We start from the raw sequence: 25,751 nt of genomic DNA on the forward strand, positions 1-25,751 counted from the left end.
ATGCAGTTCAGCGAATTATTGGCAGCGATTTCCACCCATGCGATCCGTCTGCAACGGGAAGAAGGCGACCTGGTCATCCTGGGTGACGACGAGGCGCTGGACGATGCGCTGTGGGATCAACTGATCGCCCACAAGCCGCGCCTGCTGGAGCTGGTCGCCGAACATGGCGGTGACTGGCTGAGCCCGGCCTACCGCATCACGCCGGCCATGCTGCCGCTGGTCAGCCTCGACCAGGCGGCCATCGACCGTATCGTCGCTGCCATCCCCGGTGGCGCGGCGAATGTGCAGGACATCTACCCGCTGGCGCCGCTCCAGGAGGGCATGCTTTACCACCATCTGTCGGCGGAACAGGGCGATCCCTACGTGCTGCACGCGCAGTTCGAGTTCGACAGCCACGCACGTTTGCAGGCGTTTGCCGAAGCCTTGCAGTGGGTGATCGATCGCCACGACATCCTGCGCACTTCGATGGTCTGGGAGCGCCTCGACGAGCCGTTGCAGGTGGTGTGGCGCAAGGCGACCCTGGCGTGCGAGGCCGTTGGCTTCGAGGCGCGCACCGATCGCATGGACCTGGGCCAGGCACCGCTGCTGCGCCTGGTGTATACCGCAGATCCAGCGGACGGGCGTGTGGCGGCAACGTTGCTGTTTCACCACACCATCCTCGACCACACCGCCCTTGACGTAGTGCGCCACGAGATCCAGCTGTACCTGGCCGGCGAGCAAGCCCAGGCCGGTGAGCCGGTGCCGTTCCGCAGCTATATTGCCCAGGTGCGCCATGGCGTCAGCGAGCAGGCCCATGAGGCGTTTTTCCGCGAGATGCTGGCGGATATCGACGGGCCGACCCTGCCGTTCGGTTTGCAGGATGTGCAGGGCGATGGCCTGGGCATCGACGAGGCACGGGTCCCCGTCGACAGCGCACTGAGCCGCCGTCTGCGCACCCTGGCCCGCCCGCTTGGCGTGAGCGTGGCGAGCATGATGCACCTGGCGCTGGCCCGCGTATTGGGCGTGGTCGCCGGGCGTGACTCAGTGGTGTTCGGCACCGTGATGCTCGGGCGCATGGGGGCGGGCGAGGGCGGTGAACGGGCCTTGGGCATGTTCATCAACACCCTGCCATTGCGCGTGGATGTGGGCGAGCAGGGCGTGCGGGTCGGGGTCAAGGCCACCCACGAGCGCCTCACGGCATTGCTCAACCACGAACACGCGTCCCTCGCGCTGGCCCAGCGCTGCAGTGGCGTGGCGGCACCGACGCCGTTGTTCAGCGCCATGCTCAACTACCGCCACAGCGCCGCCACGGACATGGCCGAGGTGATCGAGGTGGCCGAGGGCATCCGCGTGCTCAGCGCCGAGGAGCGCACCAACTACCCGCTCACGGTCAACGTCGACGACCTGGGTGAAGATTTCGCGCTGACGGTGATGGTCGATGCCTCCATCGGCGCCGAACGTGTCGCCACCTACCTGCACACCGCCCTGGAAAGCCTGGCCGACGCCCTTGAGCAGCGACCGGATATGCCGCTCAGCGGCCTGAACATCCTGCCTGACGCCGAACGCCATACCCTGTTGCACGGCCTCAACCACAGCGCCACGCATTACGCCGATACCGCGCTGATCCACTCTCAAGTCGAAGCCCACGCCGCCGCCCAGCCTGACGCCATTGCCCTGCGCTTCGACAATCAGCGCATCAGCTACCGCCAACTCAACGAACGTGCCAACCAGGTCGCCCATCGCCTGCTGGCCCAGGGCATCCGCCCGGATGATCGCGTGGCGATCTGCGTGGAGCGCGGCCCGGAGATGATCATCGGCCTGCTGGGCATCCTCAAGGCCGGCGCCGGCTACGTGCCGATCGACCCGGCCTACCCGCAGGAACGCATCGCCTACACCCTGGCCGACAGCGCACCCTTGGCGGTGCTGGTGCAGGCCAATACGCGCCACCTGGTCGGCGACCTGCCGCAGATCGACCTCAACGGCTTGCGCGGCGAATCCATCGTCAACCCCCGCGTCGACCTCAGCCCGGCCCACCTGGCCTATGTGATCTACACCTCCGGCTCCACCGGCCAGCCCAAGGGCGTGATGATCGAACACCGCCAGGTCGCGCGCTTGTTCACCGCTACCGAACACTGGTTCGGCTTCAACCGCAACGACGTCTGGGCGTTGTTCCATTCCTTTGCCTTCGACTTCTCGGTATGGGAAATCTGGGGCGCGCTGATGCACGGCGGCCAGTTGCTGATCGTGCCGCAACTGGTCAGCCGCTCGCCGGACGAGTGCTACACGCTGCTCTGCGAAGCGGGCGTGAGCATCCTCAACCAGACGCCCAGCGCCTTCCGCCAATTGATCGCCGCGCAAGGCCAGAACCCCCGGTCCCATTCCCTGCGCCAGGTGATCTTCGGCGGCGAGGCGCTGGAACCGGGCGTGCTGAAGCCGTGGTACGCCCGGGCGATCAACGCCGGCACGCAACTGGTGAACATGTACGGCATCACCGAAACCACCGTGCACGTGACCTATCGCGCCCTGGAAGCGGCGGATGCGCAGTTGGTCGGCGTCAGCCCGATTGGCGTGCGCATTCCCGATTTGCAGTTGTATGTACTCGACGCGCGCCGCGAGCCGTTGCCGCTGGGCGTAGTCGGCGAGCTGTACGTGGGCGGTGCCGGGGTGGCGCGCGGTTACCTCAACCGTGAGGCGCTCACCGCCGAGCGCTTCCTGGTCGACCCGGCCACCGGCCAGCGCCTGTACAAGACCGGCGACCTTGGCCGCCTGCTGGCCGACGGCAGCGTCGAATACCTGGGCCGCAACGATGACCAGGTGAAGATCCGCGGTTTCCGTATCGAGCTGGGCGAGATCGAAGCGCACCTGGCCAGCGCGGAGGGCGTGCGTGACGCGGTAGTCATCGCCCGGGAAGACCAGCCGGGCGACAAGCGCCTGGTGGCCTACGTGATAAGCGAGGGCGAGCTGCGTGCGGCCGATCTGCGCGACCATCTGTTGCAGAGCCTGACCGACTACATGGTGCCCAGTGCTTTTGTGCAACTGGATAAATTGCCGCTCACCACCAACGGCAAGCTCGACCGCAAGGCGCTGCCCGCACCCGATGCCGATGCCCTGGCGCGCCGGGGTTATCAGGCGCCCCAAGGCGCGGTGGAAACGGCCATCGCGGCGATCTGGCAAGACCTGCTCAAGCTTGACCGGGTGGGGCGTGACGACAACTTCTTCGAACTCGGCGGCCACTCCCTGTTGGCGGTCAAGCTGATCGAGCGCATGCGCCAGGTCGATCTCAGCGCCGATGTGCGCGTGCTGTTCGGCCAACCGACGCTGGCGGCGCTGGCCGCCGCAGTGGGTGGTCAGCAAGAGGTGCTGGTACCGGCCAACCGGATCACCACCGCCACCCAGCACATCACCCCGGACATGCTGCCTCTGGTGGAGCTGGACCAGGCCGGCCTCGACCACATCATCCAGAGCGTGCCCGGCGGCATCAGCAATGTGCAGGACATCTACGGCCTGGCGCCGTTGCAGGCCGGCATCCTGTATCACCACCTGGCAACCACCGAGGGCGATCCCTACGTGTTGCAGGTGCAGTTCAGCTTTGACGACCAGGTGGCGGTGGACGCGTTTGTCCAGGCGCTGCACAGCGTGATCGAGCGCAATGACATCCTGCGCACCGCGATCCTCTGGGAAGGCCTCAACGAGCCGGTGCAGGTGGTGTTGCGCCAGGCGGCGCTGACCGTGGAACGTATCGACGAACCGCTGGCGCAGTTGCAGCTACGCTTCGACCCGCGTCACTTCCGACTGGACTTGAGCCGTGCGCCGCTGACGCGCTTTGTCTACGCCGAAGAGCAGGGCCGGTTTGTCGGCATCCTGCTGTTGCACCATATCCTGCTCGACCACACGGCCTTGCAAGTGCTGGTGGAAGAAATGAGCGCCAGCCTGGCCGGCAACAGCGCGCAACTGCCCGCCGCCGTGCAGTACCGCAACTACGTGGCCCAGGCGCGGCTTGGGGTCAGCCAGGCCCAGCACGAAGCGTTCTTCAGCGAGATGCTCGGCGATATCGACGAGCCGACCCTGGCCTTCGGCCTGCAGGACGTGAATGGCGATGGCAGCGGCATCATCGAGGCCCACTTGCCTCTGGAGCCGGCACTGAGCCTGGGCCTGCGCGAACAAGCGCGGCAACTGGGCGTGAGCAGCGCGAGCCTGGTGCACCTGGCCTGGGCGCAGGTGCTGGGGCAGGTGTCCGGCCAGCAGTCGGTGGTATTCGGCACCGTGCTGCTGGGGCGCATGCAAGGCGGCGAAGGTGCCGACCGGGCGCTGGGGATGTTCATCAATACCTTGCCGCTGCGGGTCAGCCTCGGTGCCGTGGGTGTGCAAGCCGGCGTGCGCGCCACCCATGCGCGCCTGGCGCAGTTGCTCGGGCATGAACATGCGTCGTTGTCCCTGGCCCAGCGCTGCAGTGGCGTGCCGGGTTCGCTGCCGCTGTTCAGCACCTTGCTCAACTATCGCCACAGTGCGCCGGGGGACGCGCCGGGAGACAACCCGTTCGCGGCCTCCGGCATTCAGATCCTCAGTTCCGAGGAACGCAGCAACTACCCGCTGGTGCTCAACGTCGATGACCTGGGCACAGGCTTTGCCCTGACGGTACAAGGCGTCGCGAGCCTGGATGTACAGCGCGTGGGGGACTATATGCTCACCGCGCTGCGCCATCTGGTGGCGGCGTTGCAACAGGCGCCGACCACGCCGTTGCAGGCCGTGTCGATCCTGCCGGCCGCCGAGCGTCATCAGATACTGGTGGACTTCAACGCCACCGCCCGTGAGTACCCGGCGCACCTTACCGTGCACCAGTTGTTCGAAGCCCAGGCGCTGGCCCGTCCGGAAGCGGTCGCGGCAGTGCAGGGCGCATTGTCCCTGAGTTACCGCGACCTCAACCGGCGTGCCAACCGCCTGGCCCATCACTTGCTCAACCAGGGTGTGCAACCTGGCGAGAGCGTGGCGATCGCGCTGCCGCGCTCGCTCGACCTGCTGATCTGCCAACTGGCGATCCTCAAGTGCGGTGCGGTGTATGTACCGCTGGACATCAACGCGCCGGTCGAACGCCAGGCATTCATCGTGCAGGACAGCGGCGCGCACCGGGTGCTCACGACCCTGGCCGACTTGAACCTGGACACGTTGTCGCCGCGCAACCCTGAGCTGCCGCAGTCTGCCGAAAGCGTCGCCTATATCCTCTACACCTCCGGCTCCACCGGCGCACCCAAAGGCGTGCAAGTGCCGCACCGCGCCATCTCGCGCCTGGTGCTCAATAACGGCTATGCCGATTTCAATGCCCGCGACCGCGTGGCCTTCGCCTCCAACCCGGCATTCGACGCCAGCACCCTCGACGTGTGGGCGCCCCTGCTCAATGGCGGTTGTGTGGTGGTGGTCGAGCATGCGGTGCTGTTGTCCCAGGCCGCGTTCGCCGCGTTGTTGCAGGAGCAATCCGTCAGCGTGCTGTGGATGACCGCCGGGCTGTTCCACCAGTACGCTGACGCGCTGTTGCCGGTATTCGCGCAGTTGCGCTACCTGATCGTCGGCGGCGATGTCCTCGACCCGCAGGTGATCGACCGGGTGCTCAGGCACGGCAAGCCCCGGCACCTGCTCAATGGCTACGGGCCCACCGAAGCCACCACGTTTTCCACCACCCATGAAATCACCCGGGGCGGCGAGGGCGGCATCCCCATCGGGCGCCCGATCGCCAATGCCCAGGCGTACGTGCTGGACCCGCGCCAGCAACCACTGCCGTTGGGTGTGGTCGGCGAGCTGTACATCGGCGGTGCGGGCGTGGCCACGGGGTATTTGAACCAAGCGCAACTCACTGCCGAGAAATTTATCCCGAACCCCTTCGGCGAGGGCCTGTTGTACCGCACTGGTGACCTGGCCTGCTGGCAGGCCGACGGCACCTTGCTGTATCAGGGGCGCAATGACCTGCAGGTGAAGATCCGTGGTTTCCGTATCGAACCCGGCGAGATCGAGACCTGCCTGGCCAGTTTCCCGGGCGTGAAGGACGTGGTGGTGCTGGCCCGCGAAGACCAGCCCGGCGACAAGCGCCTGGTGGCCTACTACACGGCCAGTGTGGCGCTGGAGATTGAAGCCCTGCGCGCTCACCTGCAAGGCCAGTTGCCGGACTACATGGTGCCGTCGGCGTATGTGTGGCTGGAGCTGCTGCCGCTCACCGCCAACGGCAAACTCGACCGCAAGGGCCTGCCGGTGCCGGACCAGAGCGCGCTGCTCAGCCGTGGCTTCGAGGCGCCGGAAGGCGAAGTGGAAACCCAGCTGGCGCAGATCTGGCAGGACGTGCTCAAGCTGGAGCGGGTTGGCCGTCATGATCATTTCTTCGAACTGGGCGGGCATTCGCTGCTGGCGGTCAGCCTGATCGAACGCATGCGCCAGGTCGGCCTGAGCTGCGACGTACGCGTGTTGTTCAGCCAGCCAAGCCTGGCGGCGCTGGCCGCTGCCGTGGGCAGTGGCCGGGAAATCGTGGTGCCGGCCAATGGCATCCCCAAGGGTTGCACCCGGATCACGCCGTCGATGCTGACGCTGGTGCAACTCGACCCCGCAGCCATCGAACGTATCGTCGCGAACGTGCCGGGCGGCGCGGCGAATGTGCAGGACATCTACCCGCTGACGCCGTTGCAGGAAGGCATTCTTTATCACCACATCAGCGCCGAGCAGGGCGACCCGTACCTGCTGCAATCGCGCATGGCGTTCGACAGCCTGGAGCGCTTGCAGGGGTTCATGGGTGCGCTGCAACAGGTGGTGGCCCGCCACGACATCCTGCGTACCGGCGTGGTCTGGGAAGGCCTGGACAGCCCGGTGCAAGTGGTGTGGCGCGAGGCGAAACTGATCGTGCAAGAGGTCGACCTGGACCCGGTCGAAGGCGACATCATCGAGCAGTTGCATGCACGCTTCGATGCCCGTCACTACCGTCTGGACATCACCCATGCGCCGTTGCTGCGCATGGTGTATGCCCAGGATATTGCGAATCACCGTGTGGCGGCGATCCTGCTGTTCCATCACCTGGCGCTCGATCACACCGCCATGGAAGTGGTGGGCCAGGAAATGCGTGCGTTCATGTTCAACCAGGCCCGGGACTTGCCCGAGGCGGCGCCGTTTCGCAACTACGTGGCCCAGGCTCGCCTTGGCGTCAGCGCGGAGGAACACGAGGCGTTCTTCCGCGACATGCTCGCCGATGTGGATGAGCCGACCTTGCCGTTCGGCGTGCAGGACGTGCAGGGCGATGGACGCGATATCGAGGAAGCCGAACAGGCCGTGGATGCCGCGCTGGCCCAACGGGTACGCGAGCAGGCGCGGCAACTGGGCGTCAGCGCCGCGAGCCTGATGCACCTGGCCTGGGCGCAGGTGCTGGGGCTGGTATCCGGGCGTGACGACGTGGTGTTCGGCACCGTGTTGATGGGGCGCATGCAGGCCGGTGACGGCGCGGACCGTGCGCTGGGCATGTTCATCAACACCTTGCCCTTGCGCGTGGACGTGGCAGCCACTGCCGCCGCTGCGGTCAAGGCCACCCACGGGCGCTTGAGTGCCTTGCTCGGCCATGAACACGCGTCCCTCGCGCTGGCCCAGCGTTGCAGCGGCGTGGCAGGTGCATCGCCGCTGTTCAGCGCCTTGCTCAACTACCGTCACAGCAGCCCCGGTGAAATGGCTCGCGACGGCCACGGCATCTGGGAAGGCGTGCAATTGCTCGGCGGCGAGGAACGCAGCAACTACCCGCTGACCTTGAGCGTGGATGACCTGGGTGAAGGCTTTGGCCTCACGGTACTGGCGCTGCCGCAGATCGGCGCCCAGCGCCTGTGTGCCTATATGCATAACGCTGTAGAACAGTTGGTGGCCTGCCTGGAAAACGCACCGAAGACCCTGCTCAACCAGCTGACGATCCTGCCGGCGGCAGAGCGTGAAACCCTGCTGCGTGATTTCAACGCCACGGCCGAGGATTTCCCGCAGGGGCACACCGTCCACGGTGCCTTCGAGGTGCAGGCCGAACGCCAACCCCAGGCTATCGCGGTGATGCAAGACGGTGAGGCGTTGACCTACGAACAGCTCAACCGGCGCGCCAACCAACTGGCCCATTACCTGTTGGCACTCGGTGTACAGCCCGACGACCGAGTAGCCCTGTGCTGTCGTCGCGGCCCGCAGATGCTGGTGGGTTTGCTGGGCATTCTCAAGGCCGGTGCCGGTTACGTGCCCATCGACCCGGCGTATCCCGCCGAGCGCATCGCTTATTTGCTACACGACAGCGCGCCGGTGGCGGTGCTGGCCGAAGCCAGTACCCGCGACCTGTTGGGCAACATCGCCACGGTGGACCTGCACGACCCATGTCTGCTGCAGCATGCCGTCAGCAATCCGCAGCTCAGCCTCCTGACCCCTGCGCACCTGGCCTACGTGATCTACACCTCCGGCTCCACTGGCCAGCCCAAGGGCGTGATGGTGGAACACCGCAGCGTGGAAAACCTGGTGCACTGGCACTGCGAAGCCTTTGGCCTGGATACGACGAGCCACACCAGCAGCGTCGCCGGTTTCGGGTTTGACGCGATGGCCTGGGAAGTCTGGCCGGCGCTGTGTGTGGGCGCTACCTTGCACCTGCCGCCGGCCGATGTCGGCAATGAAAACATCGACGAACTGCTGGCCTGGTGGCTGGCACAACCACTGGACGTCAGCTTCCTGCCGACGCCGGTGGCCGAGTACGCGTTCAGCCAGCAGTTGCAACACCCGACCTTGCGCATCCTGCTGATCGGCGGTGATCGCCTGCGCCAGTTCACCCAGGAGCGGCGCTTTGCCGTGATCAATAACTATGGCCCCACCGAAGCCACGGTGGTTGCCACCTCTGGCCGCGTACGCGCCGGGCAGGTGCTGCATATCGGGCGGCCCATCGCCAACGGCCGTGTCTACCTGCTGGACGCGCACTTGCGTGCGGTGCCGGTGGGCGTGGCAGGCGAGTTGTACGTGGGCGGCAGCGGCGTGGCACGGGGTTACCTGAACCGCCCGGACCTGACCGCCGAACGTTTCCTGCAAGACCCGTTCAACGCCGGGCGCATGTACCGCACCGGCGACCTGGCGCGCTGGTTGCCCGATGGCAATATCGAGTACCTGGGCCGTAACGATGACCAGGTCAAGGTGCGTGGCGTGCGGGTTGAGCTGGGGGAGATCGAAAACTGCCTGGCTGCCGTGGAGGGCGTCGGCGAAGCGGTGGTGCTGGTGCGTGAAGGCCGCCTGATCGCCTGGTTCACCGCACGGCAACCGCTGGCTATCGAGACCCTGCGTGCCGACCTGCAAGCCCGGTTGCCCGAGGCCCTGGTGCCGGTCGCCTATGTGCAGGTGCAGGCACTGCCCCTGACCGCCAACGGCAAGCTGGACCGCAAGGCCCTGCCGGAGCCGGACCAGGCCGCGCTGCTGACCCGCGAATACGAAGCCCCCCAGGGCGACGTGGAAACCACTCTGGCGCGCATCTGGTCCGAAGTGCTGCAGGTTGAACGGGTGGGGCGCCATGACCACTTCTTCGAGCTCGGCGGCCATTCATTGCTGGCCGTCAGCCTGATCGAACGCATGCGCCAGATCGGCCTGAGTGCCGATGTGCGCGTGCTGTTCAGCCAGCCGACCCTGGCCGCACTGGCCGCCGCTGTCGGCAGCGGTCGCGAAGTGCAGGTGCCGGTTAATCGCATTCCCGCCAACTGCCGGCGCATTACGCCGGACCTGCTGACATTGGTGGAACTCGACCAGGCAACCATCGATCAAGTGGTCGCGCAAGTGCCCGGCGGCACGGCCAATGTGCAGGACATCTACCCTCTGGCGCCGTTGCAAGAGGGCATCCTCTACCATTACATCACCGCTGAGCAGGGCGACCCGTACCTGCTGCAAACGCACCTGGCGTTCGACAGCCTCGACCGCCTGAATGCCTTTGCCCAGGCGTTGCAGCAGGTGATCGATCGTCACGACATCCTGCGCACCGGTGTGGTCTGGGAGGGGTTGGCGCAACCGCTGCAAGTGGTGTGGCGCACCGCCGAACTGCAGGTGCAGGCGCTGCACCTGCAAGGCGATGTACTGGCCGGCCTGCACCAACGTTTCGATGCACGACGCTATCGCCTGGACATCAGCCAGGCTCCGCTGATCCGCCTGATGTACGCCCAGGATCCCGCCCACCAACGGGTGGTCGCAGTATTGCTGTATCACCATATCGTCCTCGACCACACCGCGTTTGACGTCGTGCTGCGGGAAATGCAGGGCTTCCTGCTCGGCCGGCAAGTGCCCGCGGCTGCACCGATGCCGTACCGCAACTACGTGGCGCAGGCGCGGTTGGGCGTGAGCGAACAGGAGCACGAAGGCTTTTTCCGCGCCATGCTCGGCGATATCGAAGAGCCGACCTTGCCCTTCGGCTGGCAGGACGTGCGCGGCGACGGCAGCGCCGTCGAGGAACACAGCCTGCGCCTGCACAGCGACCTCAACCGCCGCTTGCGGGCCCAGGCCCGGCTGATGGGGGTGAGCACGGCGAGCCTGTTTCACCTGGCGTGGGGCCAGGTGCTGGCGGCGACATCGGGCCGCCACAGCGTGGTGTTCGGCACCGTATTGGTCGGTCGCCTGCAAGGTGGCGAGGGCGCCGACCGCGCCCTGGGGGTATTTATCAATACCTTGCCGCTGCGTCTGGATATCGACGGTCAAGGCGCACGTGCCGCCGTACGGGCGACCCACGAACGGCTCAGCGCCTTGCTCGGCCATGAACACGCGTCCCTGGCGCTGGCCCAGCGTTGCAGTGGGGTCGCTGCCCCGGCCCCGCTGTTCAGCTCAATGCTCAATTACCGTCATCGTGGCGCCGCCACTCGTTCGCAAGAGGCGCAGCAGGCCTGGGAAGGCATGCAGACCCTGGCCAACGACGGACGTACCAACTATCCGTTGACCTTGAACGTGGACGACTTGGGCGACGGTTATGACATCACCGCCCTGGCACGCGCCGATGCGCAACGCGTGTGCGAGTACCTGCAGACGGCATTGTCGGGCCTGGTCGAGGCGTTGGAGCACGCGCCGCAACACGCGCTCGATCGTTTGCCGATCCTGGGCGCCGAAGAGCGCAATAAGCTGCTGGTCGAATTCAACTCAACCGAGGTGCCGTACGATCTCGATCAGACCCTGCAGGCGCTGTTCGAAGCCCAGGTCGAGCGCACGCCGGAGGCGGTGGCAGTGATTGCCGCCGAGCAACGGCTGACCTACCGGGCACTCAACGACCGCGCCAATCGCCTGGCCCATCATCTGCATGAGCACGGCGTCCAGCCGGATACACGGGTGGGGATCTGCCTCGAGCGTGGCCTGGACATGGTGGTCGGCCTGTTCGCCATTCTCAAGGCCGGCGGCGCCTACGTGCCGCTGGACCCGGCCTACCCCCAGGAGCGCATCACCTACATGCTGCAGGACAGCGCGCCGGTGGTGGTCCTCGCGCAAGCGACCACCCGTGCGTTGCTGGGCGACGTGCCGGTGATCGAGCTTGATCACGTCACGTGGCAGCACCAGCCCGCAACCAACCTCCAGGTCCCGGGCCTCACCGCTCGCCACGCCGCCTACGTGATCTACACCTCCGGCTCCACCGGCGAGCCCAAGGGGGTGATCAACGAGCACGCCGGGGTGGTCAACCGCTTGCTCTGGATGCAGGACGCCTACGGGCTCAATGCTGAGGATGCAGTGCTGCAGAAAACCCCGTTCAGTTTCGACGTGTCGGTGTGGGAATTCTTCTGGCCGCTGTTCACCGGTGCACGCCTGGTGATGGCGCGCCCGGGCGGGCACAAGGACCCGGCCTATCTGTGCGAAGTGATCGAGGCGCAGCGGATCACCACCTTGCACTTCGTACCATCGATGCTCGACGTATTCCTCGCCCATGGCGATGTGAGCCAGGCCGAAGGGTTAGTGCGTGTGATGTGCAGCGGCGAAGCCCTGCTGGGCAGCCTGGTGCGGCGCTTCAAGCAGCAATTGCCGGGCATCGGCCTGTACAACCTGTATGGCCCTACCGAAGCGGCGGTGGACGTGACCGCCTGGAACTGTGCGCGGCCCGAGGTGCCGGACAACACACCGATTGGCAAACCCATCGCCAATACCCGCATGTACGTACTGGATGCACAGTTGCAACCGGTGCCATTGGGCGTGGTGGGCGAGTTGTTCATCGGCGGGGTGCAAGTGGCGCGGGGTTACTTGAACCGTGCGCAACTGACGGCCGAGCGCTTCCTCGAAGACCCGTTCACCGGCGGGCGCATGTACCGCACAGGGGACGTGGGCCGTTACCTGCCCGATGGCAATATCGAGTACCTGGGGCGTAACGACGACCAGGTAAAAATCCGTGGCCTGCGTATCGAATTGGGGGAAATCCAGGCGCGATTGAGCGAGCACACATCAGTCAAGGACGCCGTGGTGGTGGCCCGCGACGAGCGCCTGGTCGCCTACTACACCGGAGAACATGCGCCCGTCGAAAGCCTGCGTGCCCAACTGCTACTGCACCTGCCGGACTTTATGGTGCCCGCGCTGTTCGTGCACCTCGATGCGTTGCCCTTGAGCCCCAACGGCAAACTCGATCGCAAGGCCCTGCCGGCACCCGGCATGGAAGCACGGCTGGTACGCGCGTTCGAAGCCCCCGAAGGGGAGACCGAAATCCTGCTGGCCCGGCTCTGGGCAGAACTGCTCAACGTGGAGCGGGTAGGGCGCCACGACAATTTCTTTGAACTGGGCGGGCACTCGCTGCTCGCCGTCAGCCTCATCGGGCGCTTGCGCCAGGAAGGCATGGAAGCCGACGTGCGCGCGTTGTTCGAACAGCCGACCCTGGCTGGCTACGCCGCATTGACTGAACGAATGGAGATCGTCCTGTGAGCATCAACCAACTGCTGGCGACGCTGAAGACCAAGGACATCCAACTGGCGCTCAAGGGCGAACAGCTATCGGTCCAGGGCAACAAGCAAGCCTTGAGCGACCCGGCGATCCTCGCCGCCCTGCGCGAGCACAAACCGGCGTTGATCGAGCTGATCAAGGCCGGTGAATACTCGGCGACGAAGGCGGGCGTAGTCGACGTACCCGCCAATGGCATACCGGCGGACGCCGAGCGCATCCTGCCGTCGATGTTGACGTTGTCGACGCTGAGCCAGGATGAGGTCGACCGCATCGTCGCCAGCGTCGATGGCGGCGTGGCGAATATCCAGGATATCTACCCGCTGGCGCCCTTGCAGGAAGGCATTCTGTTCCACCACGTCAGTGCCGAGCGGGGCGACCCGTACGTGATGCAATCGCAGTTTTCCTTCGACAGCCTGGAGCGGTTCGAGGCGTTTGCCCAGGCGCTGCAAGCGGTGATGGACCGCCACGACATCCTGCGCACAGGAGTGGTCTGGGAGGGTGTGCAGCAACCGTCGCAAGTGGTGTGGCGCCGCGCCCGCCTGCCGGTGCAGGCCTTGGCGCTGGACCCGGCCGACGGCGACATCGCCACGCAACTGCGCGCGCTTTTTGATGCTCGCCACTATCGCCTCGACGTGTCCCAGGCGCCGTTGCTGCGCCTGGTGCGGGCCGAGGACGTGGCCAATCAACGTATCGTTGCCAGCCTGCTGTTCCACCATATGGCCCTTGATCACAGCGCCCTGGAAGTCGTGTGCCACGAGTTGCAGGCCTGCCTGTTGGGGCAGGGCGCGACGTTGGGCCAGGCCGTGCCGTTTCGCAACTACGTGGCTCAGGCGCGGTTGGGGATCAGCGAGCAGGCACACGAACACTTCTTCCGCCAGATGCTTGGCGACATCAGCGAACCCACCTTGCCGTTTGGCTTGAGCGATGTGCAGGGTGATGCGCGGGGAATTACCGAGGTACACCTCGCGCTGCCGGCGGCGTTGTCGCAACGGTTGCGAGCACAGGCACGGCAACTGGGGGTCAGCGCAGCCAGCCTGTTTCATTTGGCGTGGGCGCAGGTGCTGGGGGTGTTGGCCGGCAAGGAACAGGTGGTGTTCGGCACGGTATTGATGGGCCGCATGCAGGGCAGTCATGACACAGACCGGGCGCTGGGTATCTTCATCAACACCTTGCCGTTTCGCGTGGACGTGGGCCGCGAGGACGTGCGCACCGGGGTCAAGGCGACTCATGCGCGGCTGACGACGTTGCTGCGGCATGAGCACGCACCGTTGGCGCTGGCCCAGCGGTGCAGCGGCGTGGTGGCGCCGACGCCGTTGTTCAGCGCCTTGCTCAATTATCGCCACAGTGCCTCGGCGGCCAGTGACGAAGCGATCTCGGCCTGGCAGGGTATCGCTGCGCTGAGCGCCGAGGAACGTACCAATTACCCCTTGACCCTGAGTGTCGACGACTTTGGCGATGACTTTGCCCTGAGTCTGCTGGCCAGCACTCTGGTGGATCCGCAGCGCGTCTGTGCCTACGTGCAGACCGCCTTGGAAAACCTGCTGACCGCGCTCGAGCAGGCGCCAGGCACTGCGCTCAACCAGGTGTCAGTGCTTCCGTTCGCCGAGCAGCAGTGGTTGTTGGAACATTTCAACTCCACCCACACGGATTTCCCCCAAGGCACCACGCTGCACGGGCGCATCGAAGCCCAGGCCGCGCTGAGCCCCGACGCCATTGCCGCCGTGCATCAGGGCCGCCAGCTCACCTATGCCGAACTCAACCAGCAAGCCAACCTGCTGGCCCATCACCTGCTGGCGCTGGGGGTCAGGCCTGACGACCGCGTTGCCATCGTCGCCCGTCGCGGGCTGGATACCCTGGCCGGCCTGCTGGCGATTCTCAAGGCCGGCGCCTGCTATGTACCGGTGGACCCGTCCCACCCGGCCGAGCGCCTCAACTACCTGCTCAGCGACAGCGCCCCGGTGGCGGTGTTGACCCAGCACGCCTTGCTGGAGCGCCTGCCGGCCCTTGATGTGCCGGTGATCAACCTCGACCGCTACACCTGGCAGCACCATTCGGCGAGCAACCCGAAGGTTGCGGTCACGCCGTCCAACCTCGCCTATGTGATCTACACCTCCGGCTCCACCGGTCTGCCCAAGGGCGTCATGGTGGAGCACCACACCGTCGCCAATCTGGTTGACTGGCATTGCCACGCCTTTGACCTGTGCGCCGGGCGCCACACCGCCAGCGTCGCCGGGTTCGGCTTTGACGCGATGGCCTGGGAAGTCTGGCCGGCGCTGTGCGTGGGCGCGACCCTGCACCTGCCACCGGCCCATGACGGCACCGAGGATGTCGACGCACTGCTGGCCTGGTGGTGCGCGCAGCCGTTGGACGTGTGCTTCCTGCCCACGCCGGTGGCCGAGTACGCGTTCAGCCAGCAGCTCGAACACCCGACGCTGCGCACGCTGCTGATCGGTGGTGATCGCTTGCGCCAGTTCGGTCGCGCCCAACGTTTCGACCTGATCAACAACTACGGGCCGACCGAAGCCACGGTGGTCGCCACCTCCGGCAAGGTCGAGGCCGGTCAGCCGTTGCACATCGGCAAACCCATCGCCAATGCCACGGTGTACCTGTTGGATGAGCAGCAGCGGCCGGTACCGCTGGGGGTGGCGGGGGAGTTGTATGTGGGCGGTAAAGGCGTGGCGCGGGGTTATCTCAACCGTGCGGAGTTGACGGCCGAACGTTTCCTGCAGGATCCATTCAATGCCGGGCGCATGTACCGTACCGGCGATCTGGCGCGCTGGCTGCCGGACGGCACTATCGAGTACCTGGGGCGCAATGACGACCAGGTGAAGATCCGTGGCATGCGCATCGAACTGGGCGAAATCGAAGCCCAACTCAACCAGTTGGCGGGTATCCAGGAAGCCGTGGTGCTGGTACGTGAAGAGCGGCTGGTGGCGTATTTCACCGAAAACCGCCAGCTCGACCCGCTGGTGGTAGCCGAACTCCGCGCCCACCTGGTGGCGCACCTGCCGGACTACATGGTGCCGGTCGCCTATGTGAAGCTGGACGCGTTGCCCCTGACCGCCAACGGCAAGCTCGACCGCAAGGCCCTGCCGGCGCCGGACATAGCCGCAGTGTTTACCCGCGAGTACGTGGCCCCCGAAGGTGAAATCGAAACCGTACTGGCGCAGATCTGGGCCGATGTGCTGCAGGTGGAGCGGGTGGGGCGTCGCGATCATTTCTTCGAACTGGGCGGGCATTCCTTGCTGGCGATGCGCATGGTCTCGCAGATCCGCCAGCGCCTGGGTGTGGAGTTGCTGCTCGGCGACTTGTTTGCCAATGCCGAGTTGGCCGCGGTGGCCGAAGTGCTGGCCCAGTCCGGTCGCAGCACCTTGCCAGCTATCCTCCCGGCCAATCGTGATGAGCCCACGCCGCTGTCCTTCGCCCAGCAGCGCCTGTGGTTCCTGGCGCTGATGGAAGGCGCCAACACCGCTTACAACATTCCCATCGGGCTGCGTCTGCGTGGGCAGTTGCATGTGGAGGCGCTGCAACGGGCGCTGGCGCGCATCGTCGCACGCCACGAAACCCTGCGCAGCCGCTTTGCCCAGCGCGGCGACGAGGCCCAGGTGGTGATCGTGCCCGCCGAAGACGTGTTGCCCCTGCAAGTGCAGGACCTGCGCCGCCACCCGCAACCGCAGCAGGCGCTGGACGCATTGATCCATGGCGAGGCCTCGGCACCGTTCGACCTGGAGCGCGGCCCGCTGCTGCGCGGGCGTCTGGTGGTAATGGCCGACGATCACCATGTGCTGTTGCTGACGCTGCACCATATCGTGTCCGATGGCTGGTCCATGGGCGTGCTCACCCGTGAACTGATGGCGCTGTACCAGGCCTTCAGCCACGGCCAGCCCGACCCCTTGCCGGCGCTGCCGATCCAGTACGGCGACTTCGCGGTATGGCAGCGCCTGTGGCTCAGCGGTGAAGTGCTGCAGCGCCAGAGCACCTTTTGGCAGCAGGCGCTGGCCGGTGCACCGGCCTTGCTCACGCTGCCCACCGACCGCCCGCGCCCGGCGCAGCAGGACTACGCCGGCAGTAGCGTCGATGTGCGCCTGGACGAACGCCTCACCGCCGGGCTCAAGGCCTTGAGCCAACGCCACGGCACCACGCTGTACATGACCTTGATGAGCGCCTGGGCCTCACTGCTGGCACGGCTCTCCGGGCAGCACGATGTGGTGATCGGCTCACCCGTGGCCAACCGCACGCGCAGCGAAGTGGAAGGGCTGATCGGCCTGTTTGTGAACACCCTGGCGGTGCGCATCGACACCTCGGGCGAGCTGAGCACCGAAGCGCTGTTGGCGCGGGTCAAGGCCCAGGCCCTGGAAGCCCAGGCCCACCAGGACCTGCCGTTCGAACAAGTGGTAGAGATCACCCGGCCACCGCGCAGCCTGGCCCACAGCCCGCTGTTCCAGACCCTGCTGACCTGGCAGGACAGCAGTGCGCCGACCCTGGCCCTGGGCGACCTGGCCTTGGAAGGCATCGTCGAGGACAGTCACTTCGCCAAGTTCGACCTGTCCCTGGACCTGTCGGAAGTGCAGGGCACCATCATCGGCGCGCTGGAATACGCAGTGGCGCTGTTCGACGCATCGACGGTGCAGCGTTACGTCGGCTACTTCACCCGCGTGTTGCAGGCCATGGTGGATAACGACCAGGCGGTGCTGGAACAGCTGCCGCTGGTGGATGAGCGTGAGCGCCAGCACCTGCTGTTTGATTTCAACGCCACCGAAGTCGCTTATGACCTCGAGCAGACCTTGCATGGCCTGTTCGAAACGCAGGCGACGCGGACGCCGGACGCGATTGCCGTCAAAGCCGATGACGGCGTGTTGACCTATGCCGAGCTGAATGCGCGAGCCAATCAACTGTCCCGCCACCTTCTGGAATTGGGTGTGCAGCCGGATTCACGGGTGGCGATCTGCGTGGAGCGCGGCCTGGACATGGTCATCGGCCTGTACGCGATCCTTAAGGCCGGCGCCGCCTATGTGCCGCTGGACCCGGCGTATCCGTTGGAGCGCATTGCCTACATGCTGGAGGACAGCGCACCGGTGGCGGTGCTGGCCCAGGGCGCGACGCGGGCATTGCTGGGGGAGGTGCCGGTGGTCGATCTGGACCAGCCGAGCTGGCAGCACCAGCCTGTCGACAACCCTCACGTGCCAGCCGTCAGTGCCTACGTGATCTACACCTCCGGCTCCACCGGCCAGCCCAAGGGCGTGATCAACGACCACCCCGGCGTGGTCAACCGCCTGCTGTGGATGCAGGACGCCTATGGCCTGCAAGCCCATGACCGGGTGCTGCAAAAAACGCCGTTCAGCTTCGACGTGTCGGTGTGGGAGTTCTTCTGGCCGCTGTTCACCGGCGCCTGCCTGGTGATGGCGCGCCCGGGCGGGCACAAAGACCCGGCGTACCTGTGCGAGGTGATTGCCGCCGAGCAGATCACCACGCTGCACTTCGTGCCGTCGATGCTGGATGTGTTCCTGGCCCATGGCGATGTGAGCCAGGCCGAAGGGTTAGTGCGTGTGATGTGCAGCGGCGAAGCCCTGCCGGGCAGCCTGGTGCGGCGCTTCAAGCAGCAATTGCCAGGTAGCCAATTGCATAACCTGTACGGCCCGACCGAAGCCGCTGTCGATGTGACCGCATGGAACTGCGCCGGGCCGGTGACGCCGGACAACACGCCGATCGGCAAACCGATCGCCAACACCCGCATGTACGTGCTCGACGCACAGATGCAGCCCGTGCCATTGGGCGTGGTCGGCGAGCTGTTCATCGGTGGCGTGCAAGTGGCGCGCGGCTACCTGAACCGGCCGGAACTGACCGCCGAACGCTTCCTCAAGGACCCGTTCACCGAGGGGCGCCTGTACCGCACCGGCGACGTAGGTCGCTACCTGGCGGACGGGACGATCGAGTACCTGGGGCGCAACGACGATCAGGTGAAGATCCGTGGCCTGCGCATCGAACTGGGAGAAATCCAGGCACGCCTCACCGACCACCCGCAGGTCAATGAAGCCGCGGTGATCGCCCGCGACAATCGCTTGATTGCCTACTACACCGGCGTGTCCAGCGAGATCGACGCCTTGCGCACGCATCTTTTGCAGCATCTGCCGGAATTCATGGTGCCGGCGATCTTCGTGCACCTGGATAACTTGCCCTTGAGCCCCAACGGCAAACTCGACCGCAAGGCACTGCCCGCGCCGGGCCTGGACTCGGTGGTGGTGCGCGAGTACGAAGCGCCCCAGGGCGACACGGAGATCGCCCTGGCCAGCCTGTGGGCCGAGTTGCTCAACGTGGAGCGCGTGGGCCGTCACGACAACTTCTTCGAGCTGGGCGGCCACTCGTTGCTTGCGGTGAGCCTGATGGGGCGCATGCGCGGCCTCGGGTTGTCGGCGGATGTGAAAGTGCTGTTTGGCCAGCCGACTTTGTCGGCCCTGGCGGCGGCCTTGGGCGCAGGGCGTGAAGTGGCGGTGCCGGTCAATGGCATTACGGCCGATTGCACGGCGATCACCCCGGACATGTTGCCGCTGATCCAACTGGATCAGCCGGCCATCGAGCGTATCGTCGCCTGTATCCCCGGCGGCGCGGCGAATGTGCAGGACATCTACCCGCTGGCGCCGTTGCAGGCCGGCATGCTCTATCACCATCGCGCCGCGCAGGGCGGTGACGACTATGTGCTACGGGCGCAGTTTGCATTCGACAGCGCCCAGCGACTGGAGGCATTTGCCCTGGCCTTGCAGGCGGTGATCCAGCGTCACGACATCCTGCGTTCGTCGTTCCATTGGGACGGCCTGGAAGAACCGGTGCAGGTGGTGTGGCGCGAGGCTTCGCTGCGGGTCGAACACGGGCCGGTGCCGGAGCGTCTGGACCTGTCCCAGGCACCGCTGATGCGCCTGGTGGTGTGTGACGGCAGTGCCATCTTGCTGTTCCACCACCTGGTGATGGACCACATCGCCCTGGAGATTTTGCAGCACGAAATGCAGGCGTTTCTCTCGGGCACGCCACACACCCTGGGCGCGCCGGTGCCGTATCGCAACTATGTGGCCCAGACCCGCTTGGGGGTTGATGATCACGAGGCATTCTTCCGTGAGATGCTGGGCGAGATCGACGAGCCGACCCGCCTGGAAACCCTTGGCGGCAATGAGCAGGTTCACTGCCCCCTTGACCTGGAGCTGAGCCAACGCCTGCGCACCCAGGCCCGGCAATCCGGGGTGAGCGCCGCCAGCCTGATGCACCTGGCCTGGGCGCAGGTGCTGGGCAAGGTCTCGGGTCGGGAGCAGGTGGTGTTCGGCAGCGTGATGCTTGGCCGGCTGCAAGGCGGCGAAGGCGCCGAGCGGGCCATGGGCGTGTTCATCAACACCCTGCCGCTGCGGGTCGACCTGGGTCGGCACAGCGTGCGCGACGCGTTGCGCGCCACCCACGCACGCCTCACTCAATTGCTCAGCCATGAGCAGGCGCCGTTGGCCTTGGCCCAGCGCTGCAGTGGCGTGCCGGTGACCACGCCGCTGTTCGATACGCTGTTCAACTATCGCCACAGTGCGCCGCAGGTGGCGAGCGAGGCCTGGCAGGGCATCCGGTTGCTCAAGGCCGAGGAACACAGCAACTATGGCCTGTCGGTGAGCGTGGATGACCTGGGCGCGGGTTTCTCCTTGAAAGTCGTGGGGCAGGGCGCCCGTCGCGTGTGCGACTACCTGCACATCGCGGTGGAGCAACTGGTACAGGCGTTGGAACAGGGCGGTACGCTTGCCATCGCCTATGTGCCGATCCTGCCCGCCGCCGAACGCCAGCAATTGCTGGACCTGAACGCCACCACCCGGGCATTCCCGCGTGAACATACGGTGCAACGCCTGTTCGAAGCCCAGGCCCATGCACGGCCGGCTGCGCTGGCGGCGCTGCAGGGCGAGCAGTCACTCAGTTATGGCGAGCTGAACAGTCGCGCCAATCGCCTGGCCCACCATTTGCTGGGCCTTGGAGTACGCCCCGGCGATCATGTGGCGATCCTGTTGCCGCGTTCGCTGGACCTGCTGGTCAGCCAGTTGGCCGTGCTCAAGTGCGCCGCCGCCTATGTGCCGCTGGACATCAACGCCCCGGCGGAGCGCCAGGCGTTCATGGTGCAGGACAGCGGCGCGGCCTGGTTGTTGACCGGCAGCGAGCGTGCCGTCGACTACGCCGTGCAACGCCTGGACCTCGACACCCTGGCCCTCGATCCGCAACCGAGCCACAACCCGGACTTGTCGCAGTCCTCGGACAGCGTGGCGTACATCATGTACACCTCCGGCTCCACCGGCACGCCCAAAGGCGTGTTGGTGCCCCATCGCGGCATCACGCGCCTGGTGCTGAATAACGGCTACGCCGACTTCAACGCCAGTGACCGCGTTGCCTTCGCCTCCAACCCGGCGTTTGACGCCAGTACCATGGACGTGTGGGGGCCGTTGCTCAATGGCGGCCAGGTGCAGGTGATCGACCACGCCACCTTGCTCGATCCGGCTGCGTTTGGCATGGCGTTGGCGGATGCGACGGTATTGTTCGTCACCACGGCGTTGTTCAACCAGTACGTGCAGCTGATTCCCCAGGCCCTGGCGGGCCTGCGCATCCTGCTGTGCGGTGGTGAGCGGGCCGACACGGCGGCGTTCCGCAGTCTGTTGGCCCAGGCACCGGCATTGCGCCTGGTGCATTGCTACGGGCCGACCGAAACCACCACCTACGCCACCACCTACGAAGTGCGGTCGCTGGCCGAAACGGCCGACAGCGTGCCCATCGGCCGGCCGATCTCCAACACGCAGGTGCATGTGCTGGATGCGCAGTTGCAGCCGGTGCCCGTGGGCGTGACCGGTGAAATCTGCATCGGTGGGGATGGCGTGGCCAAGGGGTATCTGAACCGTCCTGAACTGACCGCTGAAAAGTTTGTGCAGGACCCGTTTATCCCAGGCGCCTTGATGTACCGCACCGGCGACCTTGGCCGCTGGACGGCGCAGGGCTTGCTGGAGTGCATCGGGCGCAATGACGACCAGGTGAAGATCCGCGGTTTCCGTATCGAACTGGGCGAGATCGAAGCGCGCCTGGCCAACGTTGCGGGTATCCAGGATGTGGTGGTGCTGGCCCGCGAGGACGCCCCGGGGGACAAGCGCCTGGTGGCGTATTTCACCTGGGCCGACACGCCTGTCGGCATCGACAGCGTGCGGGCTTGCCTGCAAGACCAGTTGCCGGACTACATGCTGCCGTCGGCCTTTGTGCCGCTGGAGTCCCTGCCGTTGACAGCCAATGGCAAGATCGACCGCAAAGCCTTGCCGGTGCCCGCCCTGGAAGCTTTGCACCGCCGCGAGTTTGAAGCACCGGTGGATGCGCTGGAGCAGACCCTGGCAGCGCTGTGGGCAGAGGTATTGAAGCTGGAACAGGTCGGGCGTCACGACAGCTTTTTCGAACTGGGGGGGCATTCACTGCTGGCGATCCGGTTGGTCAACCTGATGGAGGAAGCGGGTTTGCCCGTGTCCCTGGCGGAGTTGTTCCAGCATGCCAGCGTGGCCTCCGTCGCCGCGATGCTGCGTCAGCGCACTGATGAGCCTGTGCGCGATCCTGCGGTGATCACGGTGCGCAGCAGTGGTTCGCAGGCGCCGCTGTTCCTTGTGCATGAATTCAGTGGCATGGATGTGTATTTCCCGGCGCTGGGCCAGCATCTGCCCGGCGACTACCCGATTTACGGCCTGCCGGGCCTGGCGCTCGGCGAGCCGCACCTGGATACCATGGAAGGCCTGGCGGCGCGCCTGGTCGGGTTGATTCGGGGTATTCAACCCCATGGGCCTTACCGGGTCGCCGGCTGGTCGTTTGGCGGGGTGCTGGCCTATGAAGTGGCGATGCAACTAGTGGGGCTGGATGAACCGGTGGCATTCCTCGGTTTGATCGACAGCTACGTGCCGCGTATGACCGACCAGGGCAAGGCGCGCTGGAGCGGGCCGGACGCGCTCAAGCGGCATTTGTTGCTGCAGTGCACGGCGTATTGGAAAGCACAGGGAGGTGTGGATGAACTGGCGAACGTTGGGCAGTTGGCGTCGCAGATTGAACAGCTGGACTTTGCGGGCCTGCTGCAACGCTGTCGCGATCAAGGTCTGCTATACGCGCAAATGGCGGCGGCTGCGGACGCGGACCTCTTGAGCTTTATCGAACGGGAAGTAGGACACGGGCATGCGCTGGCGCACTACAGCCTGTTCCCGTTGCCCGTGGCGGTGCACCTGTTCAGCGCGGATGAGCGGCCGACCGAGTTGTCGCGGCGCAGTGAGTCCCTGGGGTGGCATGAGGTGTTGGCGCCAGGTCAGTTGCGCCAGGTACAGGTGCCGGGGGATCACCAGAGCATGATGCAAACGCCGCATATCCAGGCACTGGGGCGAGCGATGAGCGAGGTGCTGGCGGCCTGTTTGCCGCAGGCCCAGGCGCCGCATCAGCCGTTGTTGCGCATTCAGAGTGGCCGGGCGGGGTATGCGCCGGTGTTCTGCGTACCGGGGGCAGGGGACAGTGTCACCGGGTTCGTCGGCTTGGGCGAGGCACTCGGGCGTGACTGGCCTTTGTTTGGCTTGCAGCCGCGTGGGCTGGACGGCGAAGCGGTGCCCCATAGCCAGGTGGAAGCGGCGGCGGCTTGTTACTTGATGGCCTTGGAGCAGGAATGTCCGCACGGGCCGGTGCATCTGGTGGGGCATTCGTTCGGGGGCTGGGTCGCGCTGGAGATGGCGCTGCGGTTGCAGGCGGCCGGGCGGGAGGTGGCGTCATTGACGGTGATCGACAGTGAGGCACCTGGGGGGACCGCGAAGGTGTACACCACGACGGCGGCGTTGCTGCGGTTGATCGAGGCGATGCAGTTGTCGGCGGGCAGGTCGCTGGAAATTGATCCTGGAGATTTTGCCGCGTGTGATGAGGGGGCGCAGCGGCAGCGGTTACATGCCGGCATGGTCGGGGCGGGGTTGTTGCCGGGGCGTTCTGCGGTGGATGCGATGGAGGGGCCGGCGCGCACTTATGCGGCGGCATTGCGTACGGCGTATCGGCCTGGTGCGCGGTTCAAGGGTGTGGTGCGGTTGGTGTTGGCTGAGGATCCGGCGCTGGATGCGGCGGGGAATCAGCGGGAGCAGGGGATGATGGTCGAGGGGTGGCGGCGACAGGGGAGTGGGTTGCAGGTTTGGTATGGCGGGGGGAATCACTTTACGTTGCTCAAGGCACCGAATGTGGCGGGGTTGGCACGGTGGTGGCTGGGGGGCGTGGTGGTTGGGGAGGTGGTTTCGTGAGTGGATTGTCGGTGTACATATCCGTTGCTTCGGTAACGGCTAGCCCGGCGGCCTCAGGGCCGACCGGTATTGTGTTTGTCGAGCGCGGCTCAAATGGGGGAGGGGGCCTGCCCCCGATGGCGGTGTGTCAGTTGATGCATCTGTGGCTGTCCCACTGCAATCGGGGGCAAGCCCCCTCCCGCAGTTTGATCTCCATACATCAGGTAGATATCAGCCTGCTTTTGATCTGCTGGTGATCTGGCTTTTGCTCTCAGACGCCCCGTCAAACACGCTGGCATGCGTTCGGGCACACCGCGCCTAAGCGAGGTGCCGAGTGTTGGGGCAAGAGCCTTTTGGTCACTTTTGGGCTCTTTTCAAAAGTGACCCGCCGTAAGGGCGGAACCCCTATCAGCCGTTACCCAAGTAACGGATATGTACTCGATCAAAGGCCACCCATGGAAAAGTCAAAGTTACGCAAACTAGGAATGCTCACAGTAATCACAGTCGCCATCGGCCTGATCATCTACACGGTCCAGGCCCCCGCCGACGCCCCCCAATACCTCACAGCCACCGCTCAACGCGGTGACATCGAAAACGCCGTGCTGGCCACCGGCCTGCTTGAAGGCATCAAACAGGTCGACGTGGGCGCCCAAGTCTCCGGCCAATTGAAGTCCCTGAAAGTAAAGGTCGGCGACAAAGTGAAAAAGGGTCAATGGCTCGCCGAAATCGACCCACTGGTCCTGCAAAACACCCTGCGCAAGGCCCAGGTCGACGAAGAAAACCTTCAGGCCCAACGCCGCGCCACGGCGGCCCAGCTCAAGCAGGCCAAGTCCGTGTACGAGCGCTATAAAGGCCTGCAGATCGACGAGTCGGTATCCCGTCAGGACTTCGAAGACGCCGAGTCCAACTTCCAGGTGCAACAGGCCAACCTGCTGTCCCTGGATGCGCAGATCAAAAGCGCGCACATCCAGATCGACACCGCCAAGGTCAACCTGGCCTACACCCGCATCGTCGCGCCCATCGACGGCGATGTGGTGGGCATTGTCACCCAGGAAGGCCAGACCGTGATCGCCAGCCAACTGGCGCCGGTACTGCTCAAATTGGCGGACCTGGACACCATGACCGTCAAGGCCCAGGTCTCCGAGGCGGATGTGATCCACATCAGCCCAGGCCAGCAGGTGTACTTCACCATCCTCGGCGAGGCCGACAAGCGCTACTACGCCAAGCTGCGCGGCACCGAGCCGGCGCCGCAGAATTTCCTGGAAACCCAGACCGCCGGTACGCCAAAGCAGAACACCGCGGTGTTCTATAACGCGCTGTTCGACGTGCCCAACCCCGATCACCGCCTGCGTATCGCCATGACCGCCCAGGTGCGTATCGTGCTCGACACCGCCCAGGCCGCGTTGATGGTGCCGGTGGCGGCGCTCGGTGCGCGCAACAACGATGGCAGCTACCCGCTGCGGGTGCTGGATGCCAAGGGCAAGGCGGTGTCGCGGAATGTGAAGACCGGGATCAACAATAACGTCAAGGTGCAGATCCTCGAAGGCCTGGCCGAAGGTGACAACGTGGTGATCGGCGAAGCCACGCCGGCTGTGGCGGGGAACTGAC

General features: G+C 65.6%; 3 protein-coding genes. All 3 read left to right on the forward strand.

The window, feature by feature from the left end; genetic code table 11:
* The 3 genes from LUU92_RS11920 to macA all read left to right on the forward strand — a co-directional run bounded on the left by LUU92_RS11920 (nt 1) and on the right by macA (nt 25,750).
* Nucleotides 1-12,861 (forward strand): non-ribosomal peptide synthetase, encoded by a 12,861-nt coding sequence (locus LUU92_RS11920; protein WP_257103673.1) that lies wholly within the window; start codon nt 1-3, stop codon nt 12,859-12,861.
* Nucleotides 12,858-24,164, forward strand: a complete 11,307-nt coding sequence (locus LUU92_RS11925) for a non-ribosomal peptide synthetase (RefSeq protein WP_257103674.1) — start codon at nt 12,858-12,860, stop codon at nt 24,162-24,164. The genes LUU92_RS11920 and LUU92_RS11925 overlap by 4 nt, the downstream gene beginning before the upstream one ends.
* Nucleotides 24,165-24,598: 434 nt before the next feature.
* The gene (gene macA / locus LUU92_RS11930) at nt 24,599-25,750 is read left to right on the forward strand and encodes a macrolide transporter subunit MacA (RefSeq protein WP_071490036.1); all 1,152 of its coding nucleotides are present in this window, start codon (nt 24,599-24,601) and stop codon (nt 25,748-25,750) included.
* Nucleotide 25,751 lies beyond the last annotated feature (1 nt).

Origin of the sequence: Pseudomonas extremorientalis (genome assembly GCF_024584605.1) — a bacterium.
In the GTDB taxonomy this organism is placed as follows: Bacteria; Pseudomonadota; Gammaproteobacteria; order Pseudomonadales; family Pseudomonadaceae; genus Aquipseudomonas; species Aquipseudomonas extremorientalis.

What these genes read in the sequence shown, in the direction of transcription:
- LUU92_RS11920 (WP_257103673.1), top strand. Translation starts at nt 1, where the DNA reads ATGCAGTTCAGCGAATTATTGGCAGCGATTTCCACCCATGCGATCCGT.
- macA (WP_071490036.1), top strand. Translation starts at nt 24,599, where the DNA reads ATGGAAAAGTCAAAGTTACGCAAACTAGGAATGCTCACAGTAATCACA.